Source organism: Maribacter corallii, assembly GCF_047345415.1.
Classification (GTDB): Bacteria; Bacteroidota; Bacteroidia; order Flavobacteriales; family Flavobacteriaceae; genus Maribacter_C.
Genome location: NZ_JBLFEP010000005.1, coordinates 25,696 through 39,284, shown reverse-complemented (window position 1 = coordinate 39,284; position 13,589 = coordinate 25,696). Strand labels below are relative to the sequence as shown.

The following is a 13,589-nucleotide window of genomic DNA, read 5'->3' as shown; positions in this document are numbered from 1 at the left end:
AACTATTTTAAGAGCAATCTAAATTGATGCGGCGTAATGCTATGACAAGCTTTGAAAGTCCTTATAAAGTGTGATTCATCAAAAAAACCACAGTCCGCTGCTATTTGTGTAATAGAGTTCTTCTCGGTAAACAGTTTTTTTGTCGCACTTTTAATTTTACACTCCATTTGATATTGCCCGATGGTCATACCAAAATGCTGCTTGAATATTCGTAACATGTAATTGGGGTGTACGAATACGCGCTCAGATAAAGTTAGCAATGAATGGGTTTTTTCAATTTCATTGTCCAAAATCCGAACTAATTTACCTAACCAGGGTTTTCTTAAAGGGCTAATTGCCTTTTCTCCACTGGTTATAAATTGAATGAGCAACTCCTCAAAAAAATCAATTTTCTGATGTTTCAAAAAGTCTATAAGCAAACGCAACACCAATGGTTGGCTTTGTATGTCTTTAATTTGTGGTTTGATTTTTTTTGGGTCTATCTCGTGTTTATGAAACCATTCTGAACCGAATTCGATATTCAGGCATTTGGTTTTTTCTGCAATGAACTGGTTTTTGTGTTCGTGATGAGCTGGTCTGTAAAGAACATTGCTGGGAGAAACAATTTTTTGTGAATCCGATGTGGTCTCGGAATACTTTCCAGAGAGTAAAATACTCAGATATGCATTACTATGTGCATGGAATTTTGATTCGAATTTTTGATGAAGCGTACTTTTTACCGAAATCATATCGGTCTTATAAGACTCAATAGTTTGCCCCAAGTATTGCCCTTCATATAGTACATGTTCACGCATCGAAATGTTTGCTAACGGTTGAGCTATGATTAGTGCGGTGCGGAAATCCGACGGATTTCCAGCCAAGCGCTAAGCAAAAGCTTTTGGTTTTGCCTGCCTGCCGGCAGGTTTTTTCTTTTTTGGTTCGAAAGCAAAATGCCAAAGATTTTGCGACTTTATAAATATGCTCAGACCTTTCGATTTTGTCCTAAAGTGCGCATTGTGTTTGGGCTTTGTTGTAAAACGTTTTTCTCGGTTAGTTTGCGTTTTCCATATACCTTTCGTTTTTGGCTAAAGTCCATATATTCAGGACTCTGCTTTTAAGTCCATTTACGCTATTAGGCTCCACAATTTCTATTTCTGTAATTCCGTTTAAAGCTATTCGAAACTTTTTGTTTTCCAACAAATATCCATCAATGTAGATTTCACTTTGTTTGTCCAGTCCGAAAAATTCATTCAATTCAAATTGAGATTTACTTGCTATTTTGTTTTTCAAATCTACCAGTAGTACGCCATGTTCTGAGAGATTATAATCTGGATTTTGCTTTCTATCTTGTTTATCTATTAAAACTGAAACATTTTTAACCTGTTCGTTTAATTTATCATCAGTAGGCTTTAAACTTTTTGCTAAGTATTCATTTCCAACAATTTTTTCATTAAAAATATAAAATGGTTTTTGAGTCTTGGCTTGAGGTAATTTGAAATATTCATCTTGAGAAAATAGATTTAAGGACACAAATAAAATGAGAAGGAATGTTATGAATTTGTGCATTTTCAAAATATTTTACAACGGTCTAGTGTATGATTTCGTTGCGTGTTTAAGCAACTTAATTAGCAAGTACAAACCGAATAGAAAATCTGCGAGAACTTTCGTAATTAGGCTAGAACCAGCAATGAACTATAAATGTTGTTGGCAACAGGCTACTTATAATTCAATATTTCTATTGTCTTATCAATCCACTCGTAAGGTTTAATAGTTTTATCAAAATAGTAATCGGGTTGTATCCCTTTTCCATCAATTGTCATTTCAGGAATTCTGTAACTTTTTGACAGACTATACCACAATTTAAATTCTTTTGATGGTGAAATGATATTGTACATATTTGAAATATCTAATACACCTGCTGTAGTAGCTCCAACAAGTTTTACTTTTTTACTTTGTTTTGCTTCTAATAGAAATTGTTCTGTAGTACTCCCACAATATCTATTTATCAAAATTGCTACATTCTTTGGATTTGGATAGACATTTTTAAGAGTATCAATACTTACAATACTTTCATCTAAGTTCACAAATTCTCCGATATGCTTATTTAATTTGTTTAAACTTTCTTTTGCCCATTTTTTATCATCATTTGACCTATCTGGATCATTTATAAAATCAACCATTCGTTTATTGTTTAATTCTGTTGATAAATATGCTACACCAATTCCTCTTATTGGGTTTGTGTATAAATAAGGCTTTATTCCTTCATAACTAGCATCTGCGCCACCACCATTATATCTTACATCAATAATTAAATTCTCTGTACTCTTTATCAAATTATCATTGCTGTTTAACAAACTATCAATATATTTTTTATTGGAATAACTAAATGATGGAACTTTCATGAGCAAGGTATTATCAGATACTTTTTCTATAAAAGGTTTGTTGGAATACATTGAGTTAAAGTATCGTTCAATATTTGCTTCAGTTTTTTCTTGGGGTAAAACCCTTTTAAGAATAATAAAGCCTGAACCAGCATTTATATAATTTTTGCCATAAAATTCAACTATTTCAAAATCTTGTGCTGAATGGTCTCTCATATAATACTTCATACTATACTCTCCTTCATTTGATTTAAAAATTTCAAGTTTGACTTGATTTTCTTGCCAATAAGGACTTGTAGAATTGACTATAAATCCAACATATTCTCTGTTTGGATTTTTATCGTCTTTTAATATTCCAATTGTATAAGGTTCTGAAAACCAGACACCTTCAAAACCTGGGTTGTTTCCAAGCTTCTCTACATAGTTGTCGAACTCTTGTTTCTCTATTTTAAATTGTTCAGAATTTTTATATTTCTCTATTATTTCTTTGTCCGAAGATCCAGTTTGCTCAGATGTATTCTCACTTTGGGGCATTAACTGAACATTGAGATGGCCTTTTCTAAAAAACTCTGTCCAGTCATTTAGTAATTTATGGCATTCATTTAAGTCCGATATTTTCGATGCTTTTTCATCATAAAGTTCATTATGTGCTGCGTAAGAATTTTCTCCTTTTATTTCAATAACATATTGAAATCCTGCATCATTTTTTTCAAATGTTTCAGTTAGCCATTTTAGGTTTGAAGAACAGTCACAAGTTTGTGAAAATCCATTGTGTGAAAGTTGAACTAAAATTATAAGGATAATTAATTTTTTCATTTTCTTTTGAATTACGTTTTTCATTTAATGACACACGGTTGAGCTATGAACAGTACGGGAGCAAACTAGCGTTTGCTTTCCGCCACTCACATAGCGAAATCTTTTTGTTTTCTTTTTTTCTTTGTCCAGCTAAAAAGCAAAATCCAAAAGATTTTGCGGACTTCATAAAAATACACAAACCTTGCGATTAAGCCCGAAGCCCGTATTGTTTATAGGTTGTGTTGTGTTTAGTTATTTTTTCAATCGTTCGGTCATTCGTTTGGCATGTTTAATAGAATAGATTTTGCTACTAAGAATCCAATAAATAATTCTACCAAAAACGATACTCGCCAAAATTGTAGTCCATCCAATTCCTAACCAGTAAAACAGTCCAGTCAATATTAGAAGAAGAACAATTTCCAGAAAATATTTTTCCTTTCCATTTTCTTCTTTCCTTCTTTTAAGAATCATATTATTACCTTTTCCTTTTTTAATTCTAGCGCTTACTTTCTTAGCTAATCCATTAACGCTGTAGGTTTTGTCTAAATCAGCATAGGTGAAACATATTCCAAATTCATATTCAATGGAGTCCATAAATCTGTAATATTTACGGGCACCACCAAATGAGTTTTTTAGGTTTTTTTTCGGAGGTGAAGTTAAAAAGTCCATAAAACGGGATTCCACAAAATCTAGTCCTGGACTATTTCTTTCCGACTCAAAGACTTCTAATATTCTACTTTTTATCTCGTCTTCTGACATTTTTATAATTAAACACAACGGTCTCGGCTATGATTTCGTTGTGGAATTATCCGCAGGATTATTCCGCCGAAATCCAGTGTTTGATTTATACTTTTATTTTGGTGTGGCACAAAAGCACAATGAATTATAGCCATTGTTAGGTGCTTTTTATTTTTCATTATGCATACTCCAAATGCAAGTAAACTTCTAGTCCTCTAGCACCTTTTCTATTGGCTCTGGTTCAAACCAACCTTTTTTCATTTTAAACTTAACCCAAACGGCCGCGTAGATGGTAGCAATAAGTACCATAAGCCCGGCATTCATATACACTTGCAGTGTCATTTCTGGGGAAGGTGAATTATTCAAGATCATATAAACCATCCCGATGATTCCCAGTATTTGAGGAAAAGGATACCAAGGACTTTTAAACGGACGCTTATAATCTGGATATCTTCTGCGTAATACAATAAGATTTATATGCGAAATGACATAGGCAACCAGCCAGATTGTTGCGGCAGAAATCACCAAGGTCAAAATAATATCATCTTGACCACTAAGCAGTATTGTAGGAATCAGTATAAGTGAAGCAACAAATACAATGGCCACCCAAGGAGTATTTGTTTTGGGATGTAGACGTGTAAACAGGGTGGGTAATTGTTGGTTACGGCCCATACCGTAGAGCATTCGCGGAATAGTGGCTAGTACTGTATTGATTGTACTACAGGTGGCTGTGACGGCCAATATAGCAAGGATTATTTTTCCTGATTCCCCAAAAAGTGCAGTTACCAATATACTATGGGGAATCTCCGATTCGGACAAAGCTGTTTGAGGAACGGTCAGATATCCCGATAATGCAACCAAAGCATAAACCACCAACAAAACGATAGCTGCCAGTATCATGGAGCGGGGTATATTTTTGCCGGGGTTTTTGGTTTCCTCGATCATTGGGCAAACGAATTCCAATCCAAAAAAAGACCATAGTGCCAACATCGTTAGAGACAGCACACCAATATCAAGATCTTTTAACCCTTCGAAAATGGAGATTACCGATGCGCCTTGAGGTTCACTTTGGGCCAATCCTGCTATGCCAATTACCAATAACGATACTATCATTAAATAGGCAAACAAATTCTGAACTTTGGCAAAAAAGTCTACCCCAAGAATATTCAGGAACAGTAACACCAAAATGATCAGCCAGCCTATTTGGGTAAAGGACTCTGGGAACAAAGTGTCTAAAACGGCTTCCAATAAGAATAACTCTGCTGGTAAACCAAAAACTGCTGGCGCCAGGTATCCGGCAATTGTAGCTATAATTGCCGGCACATGGCCTATCGACACTTCTGTATAGGCACTAATACTTCCTGCTTTGGGAAGCATAACCGCCAGTTCAGAAAAAGTAAATACATAACAGAGCGTCAGAATAAAGGCGACGATAAGGGCTACAAAAAAGTCACTTCCTCCTATGCCGACTCCTTGTAGTATACTTATGAATACAACTTGTGCCACTACAACTCCCACAGCAATGGCAAACAAAGAGCTGAGGCCCAATATCCTCCTTAATTTTCCAGTTTCGCCATGTGTTGTATCCATCTTATAGTTTTAGGGCGTATATCATCAGCCCGCTATCTTTGTTGGAAATATACCCATCTGAGGAATAGGGTTCATTTTGTTTAGCCTTAGTCTCAATGGCAACTCGTTGCTCATCTCGAAAGGGGCAAAAGTAAATTCGGGTTGATCCCAAAGCTTCACAAGCAGCACCGGTCCATTGATTGGTGCCTGTTATCATCATGTATTCATATCCATGCTCCTGAAAATGCTCAAAAGATGCTGCAAAGAGCTCAAAGGTGTGTTCAGTGGGTAGTGAAGTAGATCGGGCAATCATGGCGATGTATCCTACCTTCCCAGAGTTTAGGGCCTTTTCGAAATCTGGATAGGTGTCATTTAGCGCTTTAATAGCCTTATGTTCATGCTTATGGATAAAGTCGAGTATTGGATCTTGATACGAAAACATGGCCCGGAGGAAGGGATCATCCTCTCTTAAATCATCTTCTTGGGGAGGCAACGTAATGTTCAGAGCACCGCCAATTGGTTTGGAATGTGTATCTGTTATCATCAATGAATGGCGCAAAAGATCTTGGTTTATCCCTATACGGCCTTTTGGTTGGGAGGGATCCGTTAACATAATCAATCGGATACACCAAAAAAGAATGTTTTCCGTAGTCCAGAGACCAAAAGCATCCTTGCCAAAAGCATCCTGGTGTTTGGTATTTATAATTTCCGCTGGAACCTTCATCGGAGGATGAACGTGCCTGTTCATTGGTTCATTCATAGCGAACGATTTGGCAATGATGTGGGCTAATTCCAAAATTTTGGATTTGTCAAATCCATTAAGGGGTATTGCCAAGTATGTGTGACTCCGATAATTTCGAGCCGACTCAAAATCAACTAGTGATAGTTCTTTTGGAAGGTCAAATATTCCATGGTTTGGTGTATCATCAGCTGTTGGATAATTACAACGTGGCAATCTAAGGGGTGTGGTTGGTTGGGTCATGCCATTGAAAGGTACATATAATTATCAAATATGACATTGAGCTAATTGCACCTAACGGTTGAGTTATGAACAGTATGGGAGCAAACTAGCGTTTGCTTTCCGCCCGCACATAGCAAAATCTTTTGATTTTCTTTTTTTCTTTGTCCCGCTAAAAAGCAAAATCCAAAAGATTTTGCGGACTTAATAAAAATACACAGACCCAGCGATTAAGCCCGAAGCCCGTATTGTTTATAGGTTTTGTTAGCTTTAGTCAATTTATTATTTGGTAGATTAATGTTTTAGGATAATAATAAGATATTTCTCTAGTTTCTTGATGGGTCAAATTCCCAAACTTCATCTATTTTTCTATCAAAACTTGTGCGAAAGGGGATGATATAACCTTTATTTTTTATTGCAAAACTTGCATAAACAGACATATTTGTTGGGGAATTTTGAAGTTTATCCCATTTGTCATTAATAAGGTCGTATTTCCATAAGGTATTGGAAACATATCCATCTCCCCACTCAAAGTTTCTACCTAGTCCTAAATAAGCGACATTGTCAATAATAAAGCTTGCATATGAGTCATAGGCATTTGAAGGTATTGGTGATCTGGGTATCCATATATCTTGCTCAGGATTATACTCCCATAGTGTATTAATTGCAAATGCGGTTTGACTAACTCCTAAAAAGCTTTTTTGGTTTAATGAAAATGTAAAATTCCCCCAAACGGGATTACTCGTGTTAAAATTCCCGGTAAAATCAGCTTTTCGACTCCAAGTATCATCTAAAATGTTATAGCTCCAGAATTCATATGTTTTATAACAATTACCTATATATAAATTTGTTCCAATGCTAAAATTAAAATTATACCTTCTATCAGTTTGCAATGAACCAGGAAAATTGGATTTTTGTATCCAATTGTCGGCGGTATATTCCCAAAACCCATTGGCAAGCATGATAAATATTCTTGAGCCAGAAGTAAAAGCAAATGGTTTTTCTCCAGAGTTTTCTGGTAAGACTAAATTGTTTTCCCATAAATCATTTTCTGGATTATATTTTAGCATATTGGAACTATTTGCCCCAATGACATATCCATTATCATGCGCGACAAAGGATGCGGCATTTAGGGTTTTTGAATCTTGATTGTTTAACTTATTCCAGGGAAACCATATATCAAAAAGATTCAGAGAAATATCTGTCATATCTTCAGTTGTTACTGAAATATTTACTTTTTGAGATTTATCTACATATGGCACTTTAACTATTAATAAGTTTTCTGATACTGATTCTATTTCTGCTATAAAATTTCCAAATTTTACAAAGTTTTCTGAAATAGTTGAAAAATGGTTACCACTTATTTCGACCAGTGTTCCAACGGGTCCAAACTTGGGGTTGAAATCGTTTATTTCAGGAGGATAAGGTTTCGTTTTAAATTCTACCTGGTCACTATAAAAAACAAATGTTCCTATTTGTATGTAGGATCGGACATAATAAATGGTTTTTGCTTCAAGTGAGGTAATCTCACTTTCATATTCACCAGTTGATTTTGCTGTACCTAATTCTGTTTTAGAATCATTTATTGTTGGTTCTGTGTTAGTAGACCAACAATGACCGTGTTGTATTGTTCCAGAATATCCTGCTCCTAAAAAACTAATATTACCTTTAACGGTTGCAGTAGTTTGAAAAATATCTGAGACTGCACCTATATATATTACAGGTTCGCTAATTTTAGTAATATCAAAGTTCTTTGTTTGGGTTTGACCACCTAAAACAGTGAGGTCTTCATTAATATTTACATATCCTTCTTTTTCCACCATTATTTTATAGGTTTTGGCTTCAACATCTTCAAGGCTATATCGCCCCTGAAAATCACTAGTAGTTTGATTTGTTGATTCTAATATGATGGAAGCGCCATCAACCGCAATACCTTCTGAAGAAACAATACCTTGAACATTACCAGTAGATTCTTGTTCATCTTCGTCACAGGCAAGAAATGTGATTACCAGTATGATCAATATTCTGGCATTGAACTTCGTTAGTGTTTTATCAAAATATTGTTTTGCTTTAGTCATTTGCTCTAGAGTTTTATTTAAATGTTTTGATGTTAAAAAATATAGTTTTTTGATTAAAGCTAACGGTCTTGTGTATGAAACGTAGCGTGTAAAAAGACACTTACTTTTCGGATTTAGCACGAGCCGAATTTTTTATTTCTATGTTTAATTTTCTTTTATGAATATAACCAAATAAAAAATTTGGTGGCTTTTGTAAAAAAGTACAAACCTTTTGATTTAGCATTTATTTGCTATGTTTCATACACGTTGTTACCTGCTGGCTTTTATTTATTAATAGATTCTAATTCCGTTTTCATTCGTTTTCCGCAATCAATCAGTCTTTTCATCAGAGTGGAATCAATTATAGTTGAAACTACTTTGTTATCAGCCATTTTTTTAAATTCATATTTATTCAATGAAGTACTTTCGTAAATAGTATCAGAATATGTCATTTTACTTGGGTCATATTCGTACTTTTCAAGTGGATAATTTTTTAAATATTTTCCATCCTCTGGGAAATATTCCCGATAGTTTATCTTAAGTATTTTGTTCCCATTACAATATATTTTTTTACTTGAAAACCCTAATTCTGCTCCATATTCAGAATCAATTATTTTTAGTTCATCTTTGTAATAATATCCATAAAGCGCACCACCACAATAAGACATATTTGGATAGAATTTTTTAGTCAGAATTCCATTATTAAAAAGCGAGTCAATTTCCAATATCGTAAAATTGGTCGATTCAGTTTTCTGTTTTTGTTCAACTTCTATTTTCTGGTCAGATTTTAACTCAATCGAATCCTTTCCAGATTCCATTTTACAGGAACTTAATGTCAAAATCAGAATTATTATTTTTAAACTGCTCTTCATTTCAGCTTGCAGGTAACGGTTCGGCTAACCGTAGTGCGGGGACAAGGAAACTTTTCGTTTCCGTCTGCGCATGGAGCTAAATCTTTTTGTTTTGATTTATTTTTTCCTGTCCAGAGCAAAATCCCAAAGATTTTGCGGACATCATAAAAATACGCAAACCCAGCGACCAAAACCTAAACACGTATTGTTTATAGGTTTTGTTACCATACGTACTTTTTACAGCGAACCTCCATCAGGCCAATTTTTCCAATGATTATTTGGTTTTTCAGTCGGTTTGTAAAACTCCGTTTTTCCAGTTTCCAAAACCTTTGCTATTTGCCTAAATGTTTCGTTTTTGCTTGGAAGTTCAGAATCCGCACAGTCAGGATGATTCCATTCCGTTAATTCCATAATCTTTGGCAAGTCCATTGGGATTCTTTCTCTAATTTCTTTTTCAGTTGCCTCAAACTCTTTATTGTATTCAGGTTCTAAACCTCTTAAAAATTCCCAAATGAAAATTTTATCTTCTTCTTCCAATTCAATTCCTTTGTTCAAATAGAATTCCCGATTATGATTGATTACGATTTCTATACTTCGCAACATCATAGTCTTCGATTTTGGATTTAAACTCTCTTCGTATTCTTCATCGAAAGTTGGAAAGTCTGAACTATTATCCGTGATGTAAATAAAATTGGCGTTATCAGTTCCCGGTTTTGTGTCAATACAGTTTCCAAATATGTGCAAACAGTTACTAATTCCATTGTGTCCGCCACCACGATAATTAAATCCGATAGCCTCAATTATCAAAGCCCAACGTCTATCATCTCGATATGCGCTCAATTTAGAATGAACAGGATAAACATATCCATTATCAAGCATTGGAAAGGTGTAATCTTCAGCGCACTTGTCAAGTTGTTTTAAAATATCCTTTGCTGAATATTCCTGTTTTTTGTTAAATCCGAAAATGTTCATTCGTATGTATGGTAACGCCTAGGCTATGATTAGTGCGACGCAGAAATCCAGCGGATTTCCAGCTACACGCTAAGCAAAAGCTTTTGGTTTTGTTTTTTCTTTTTTAGTCGAAAGCAAAATCCCAAAGATTTTGCGACTCCCTAAATATACACAGACCTTGGCCTAAAGCTCGAAGTCCGTATTAATTATAGGTATTGTTAGCAACTGGATTTATTTTTTCAATAAAATGCTCGGATTGCTTGGATATATCGTATAAATCGTTTTTTCGAAATTCAGGATGACTTTTCCAATATTTATAGTAGGTTTCAAAAGTTTCATCTCCTTCATAAATTGCGTCTGTCGAAAATCCAGCTTCAGATGAATAGATTAGTTCTTTGAGGCCATACTTCGAAGCAATAAGTCCAAAAAAATTGCGCCAACCTTCTGTTGCTATTTTTCCTCTTCCATTTATAAAGTCCCACCAATTGTAAAAATAATATTGAGGAGCGTAAAAGCTAATAAAATCAGGGTTTTCAATAAAAATACGAATTGAGTCCATGTCCAGATTATCTATTTCAGAGTCTGATTTAAATGAATATTGAAAATATTCGAATGCATTGTGTTTTTTGAGTTTCCAGTTCTTTGAATTATACGGTTGATGTAAATTCCAGTCACTGATAAAATCAAAATCTGTTTCCAACTCAGATAGGATTTTCGAAAATCTATTCTTTTCAGCTGAAAGAGAATCCAATTTTCTCAACCCAATTATTTGCATCCAAACTGCCATGGATTTAACTTTTTTATCTTGTTGCTAACGTTTAGTATATGGCAAGTAGGGCAGTAGAAAGCAATAAACTTTCAAGTTTGCACTGAGCCAAATCGTTGTATTTTGTTTTTAATTTATTCATTCTTAAAAGCCAAATCAACGATTTGGCGGCGTTGGTAAAAGCACTGAACTTTCGTAAACCACCAAACGCCCTATTTGCTATATACAGTGTTACCAACAGTTTTTTATCCAACTTTCGAGTTTCCTTCTATAGTTGTATAACTATAAGTTCTCCCTTCCCAAGTAAAATATACCGCTCTGTCCACTTCAAAATCTTTTATATCGTTATGAATATTTTGAATTTTGTTTTCAAAGTCTTTGGTCAGTCCTTTTTTCTCCGCTAATTTTAATTGCTCTTTATTTTCAAAAATTATTTCTAAGCTTGGGTAACCGTATGAATAGCCTGTATTTAGTTTTGGAATTTGAATTTCTTGGTTCGAAAAGGTTTCCAAGAAAGCATTTTGATATTCTCGCTTTTTCTTTCGTAGATAAATGACCCTGTAGACAAGCCATCCTAAAATGATTACTCCAATAATATACAAAACGATTTCTAGCATCTTATTCTTTTTCTATTGTTGGTAACGGTTGGGCTAAGCGTAGTGCGGAGCCAAGGAAACTTTTTCGTTTCCGTCTGCGCACGAAGCTAAAGCTTTTGGTTTTGCTTTTTCTTTTTTTGTCCAAAGCTAAATCCCAAAGATCTAGCCACTTCATAAATATACTCAGACCTTTCGATTTTGCCCTAAAGTCCGCATTACGTTTAGGTATTGTTACCCAACGTTTTCCATCTGATTAAACTTTTCAGGACAAATTAAGTTCATTTACGCAACAGTTGCGTTTGAGTGAGTTGTCCATTTACAAACTGTTTTTGCCAAACGTTTTTAGTCGTACATGATTTTTTCCAGTTCGCTTTTTTGTCCATTATAGATATTGAAGAAGTCTTCGGGCTTATTTGCTATTAACCTAACCTCTTCTTCATGGTCATGGTTTAGCCTATATATTTTTCCTTTGTTGTCAACAGCAATATAGTTTCCGTCTTCCATATTCAAAATCGGATAGAACAGTTTTTCATCAAGTTCCATTTCAAAAGTATGTTCCAATTCCAGAAGTCCAAGTTGCTCCTCAGATAAAGACTTTAGAAGTTTTTCCACTTTTTCTTTATCGGAATTCTTGATTTCTTTTTCCTCTAGCTTGATTTGCCCTTTTTTGAGTTGGCTCAAATCGAATGTTTTATGAAAACGTTCTGGGTTCTGAACTGCAAACCAAGAAATAGTATTGTTTAGGTAGCTCAACGAAATTGCTTCAAAACTTTTTGATTCTTTATTCCAAACGGAAATACCATTTAAAACAAAACTTGATTTACCATTTCGATTGATTTCTGCAAAATCTTTTTCAGAATAACTATGTATAATGGAGATTCCTTTTGGTTTATGCGCAAAATAAATACCCTCAATTTTTGACATATCAAGTGCCTTTTTCAATTGGGGTAATTCAGACTTTAATAGTTCGGCAATATTATACTCAAACTGTTGAATATGTCTCTGCTTTGTCTTTCTATTAAAAATGTTCATTTAAAATGTTGGGTAACGGTTGGGCTAAGGTTCGTTGCTGTGATTTGTCCGAAGGACAATCCAGCCGAACCTAAAGATAGCTTTTTGCGTGTGATTTCCGTTTAGGAAATCCGCAAGCAATGAACTTTAGCCATTGTTGTCATTAGTTTTTTGCCCGCACTGTTTCGTAGAGAACTCCGCTTTTTTTCTGTCCGAATTTGTTTCCAACATTCATATCTATTCGGATTGTGTTTTCCGTATCCTTAAGTATAGTTTTATATTTAAATCCGCCGTTGCTCTGTTTTAATGTGTCCGGGTTTATTTTTTGTCCATCTACAATACTATCGAATTTTACGAAAAAACTTTTCTCCGGATTATATCCAACAACCAAGAGTTCGACGTTAAATTCCGAATTCAGTTTGTTAGTATTTTTTGGGCTATAGATTTCTCTAAACGAAATACTGTCGAAAACATATTTGTTATTTATTTCCGCAACTAGTCTTTTCAAACTATCGTTTTCTGTCCGTAATCTGTCCAGCTGCGAAGTCCATTTTTCGCCGTTTTTTTGTTCCTGACAACCGAAAATAAATAGAATTAAAAGCAAGAAGATTATGGTTTTCTGCATTTTTTGAAAATTAATGACAACGGTTCGGCTATGATTAGTGCGGCGCGGAAATCCGATGGATTTCCAGCAATGCGCTAAGCAAAAGCTTTTGGTTTTGTTTTTTCTTTTTTTGTTCGAAAGCAAAATCCCAAAGATTTTGCGACTTCATAAATATACACAGACCTTGGCGTAAACCTTGAAGTCCGTATTAATTATAGGTATTGTTGTGAACTGTAGCGACACGTTTGAGTAAGCACGAACGATTACGTTTCTCTTTTTTCTCGGTCCGAGTAGAGTCCATCTGCGCAACAGTTGCGTTTGAGTGGTGTCCAC

At 34.7% G+C, this 13,589-nt stretch carries 13 protein-coding genes; all 13 read right to left on the bottom strand.

Going from position 1 to position 13,589, the window contains the following annotated elements; genetic code table 11:
* Positions 1-2 precede the first annotated feature (2 nt).
* The gene (locus ACKWCA_RS17605; RefSeq protein ID WP_413979539.1) at positions 3-794 is read right to left on the bottom strand and encodes a helix-turn-helix transcriptional regulator; all 792 of its coding nucleotides are present in this window, start codon (positions 792-794) and stop codon (positions 3-5) included.
* Positions 795-1,029: 235 nt separating this feature from the next.
* Positions 1,030-1,545, bottom strand: a complete 516-nt coding sequence (locus ACKWCA_RS17600; protein WP_413979538.1) for a hypothetical protein — start codon at positions 1,543-1,545, stop codon at positions 1,030-1,032.
* Positions 1,546-1,694: 149 nt separating this feature from the next.
* The gene (locus ACKWCA_RS17595) at positions 1,695-3,200 is read right to left on the bottom strand and encodes a S41 family peptidase (RefSeq protein WP_413979537.1); all 1,506 of its coding nucleotides are present in this window, start codon (positions 3,198-3,200) and stop codon (positions 1,695-1,697) included.
* Positions 3,201-3,407: 207 nt separating this feature from the next.
* The gene (locus tag ACKWCA_RS17590; protein WP_413979536.1) at positions 3,408-3,914 is read right to left on the bottom strand and encodes a hypothetical protein; all 507 of its coding nucleotides are present in this window, start codon (positions 3,912-3,914) and stop codon (positions 3,408-3,410) included.
* Between the two features lie 186 nt (positions 3,915-4,100).
* Positions 4,101-5,483, bottom strand: a complete 1,383-nt coding sequence (locus ACKWCA_RS17585) for an APC family permease (protein ID WP_413979535.1) — start codon at positions 5,481-5,483, stop codon at positions 4,101-4,103.
* A 1-nt stretch (position 5,484) separates the two neighbouring features.
* Positions 5,485-6,222 (bottom strand): hypothetical protein, encoded by a 738-nt coding sequence (locus ACKWCA_RS17580; RefSeq protein WP_413979534.1) that lies wholly within the window; start codon positions 6,220-6,222, stop codon positions 5,485-5,487.
* Between the two features lie 524 nt (positions 6,223-6,746).
* Entirely contained in the window at positions 6,747-8,498 is a 1,752-nt protein-coding gene (locus tag ACKWCA_RS17575) for a carboxypeptidase regulatory-like domain-containing protein (RefSeq protein ID WP_413979533.1), read from the bottom strand.
* Positions 8,499-8,761: 263 nt separating this feature from the next.
* Positions 8,762-9,295, bottom strand: coding sequence for a hypothetical protein (locus ACKWCA_RS17570; protein WP_413979532.1), 534 nt, complete (start codon positions 9,293-9,295; stop codon positions 8,762-8,764).
* A 270-nt stretch (positions 9,296-9,565) separates the two neighbouring features.
* On the bottom strand, positions 9,566-10,300 hold the full coding sequence (locus ACKWCA_RS17565; RefSeq protein WP_413979531.1) for a DUF7003 family protein: 735 nt from the start codon (positions 10,298-10,300) through the stop codon (positions 9,566-9,568).
* Between the two features lie 181 nt (positions 10,301-10,481).
* Positions 10,482-11,066 (bottom strand): hypothetical protein, encoded by a 585-nt coding sequence (locus tag ACKWCA_RS17560; protein ID WP_413979530.1) that lies wholly within the window; start codon positions 11,064-11,066, stop codon positions 10,482-10,484.
* Between the two features lie 224 nt (positions 11,067-11,290).
* The gene (locus ACKWCA_RS17555) at positions 11,291-11,662 is read right to left on the bottom strand and encodes a hypothetical protein (RefSeq protein ID WP_413979529.1); all 372 of its coding nucleotides are present in this window, start codon (positions 11,660-11,662) and stop codon (positions 11,291-11,293) included.
* Positions 11,663-11,983: 321 nt separating this feature from the next.
* On the bottom strand, positions 11,984-12,673 hold the full coding sequence (locus ACKWCA_RS17550) for a hypothetical protein (protein WP_413979528.1): 690 nt from the start codon (positions 12,671-12,673) through the stop codon (positions 11,984-11,986).
* A 142-nt stretch (positions 12,674-12,815) separates the two neighbouring features.
* Complete coding sequence (locus ACKWCA_RS17545) at positions 12,816-13,277, bottom strand: hypothetical protein (RefSeq protein ID WP_413979527.1); 462 nt, start codon at positions 13,275-13,277, stop codon at positions 12,816-12,818.
* Positions 13,278-13,589: the final 312 nt, after the last annotated feature.

Coding starts and splice junctions, on each gene's coding strand:
- ACKWCA_RS17605 (WP_413979539.1), bottom strand. CDS start 794: ATGCGTGAACATGTACTATATGAAGGGCAATACTTGGGGCAAACTATT.
- ACKWCA_RS17600 (WP_413979538.1), bottom strand. CDS start 1,545: ATGCACAAATTCATAACATTCCTTCTCATTTTATTTGTGTCCTTAAAT.
- ACKWCA_RS17595 (WP_413979537.1), bottom strand. CDS start 3,200: ATGAAAAACGTAATTCAAAAGAAAATGAAAAAATTAATTATCCTTATA.
- ACKWCA_RS17590 (WP_413979536.1), bottom strand. CDS start 3,914: ATGTCAGAAGACGAGATAAAAAGTAGAATATTAGAAGTCTTTGAGTCG.
- ACKWCA_RS17585 (WP_413979535.1), bottom strand. CDS start 5,483: ATGGATACAACACATGGCGAAACTGGAAAATTAAGGAGGATATTGGGC.
- ACKWCA_RS17580 (WP_413979534.1), bottom strand. CDS start 6,222: ATGAATGAACCAATGAACAGGCACGTTCATCCTCCGATGAAGGTTCCA.
- ACKWCA_RS17575 (WP_413979533.1), bottom strand. CDS start 8,498: ATGACTAAAGCAAAACAATATTTTGATAAAACACTAACGAAGTTCAAT.
- ACKWCA_RS17570 (WP_413979532.1), bottom strand. CDS start 9,295: ATGGAATCTGGAAAGGATTCGATTGAGTTAAAATCTGACCAGAAAATA.
- ACKWCA_RS17565 (WP_413979531.1), bottom strand. CDS start 10,300: ATGAACATTTTCGGATTTAACAAAAAACAGGAATATTCAGCAAAGGAT.
- ACKWCA_RS17560 (WP_413979530.1), bottom strand. CDS start 11,066: ATGGCAGTTTGGATGCAAATAATTGGGTTGAGAAAATTGGATTCTCTT.
- ACKWCA_RS17555 (WP_413979529.1), bottom strand. CDS start 11,662: ATGCTAGAAATCGTTTTGTATATTATTGGAGTAATCATTTTAGGATGG.
- ACKWCA_RS17550 (WP_413979528.1), bottom strand. CDS start 12,673: ATGAACATTTTTAATAGAAAGACAAAGCAGAGACATATTCAACAGTTT.
- ACKWCA_RS17545 (WP_413979527.1), bottom strand. CDS start 13,277: ATGCAGAAAACCATAATCTTCTTGCTTTTAATTCTATTTATTTTCGGT.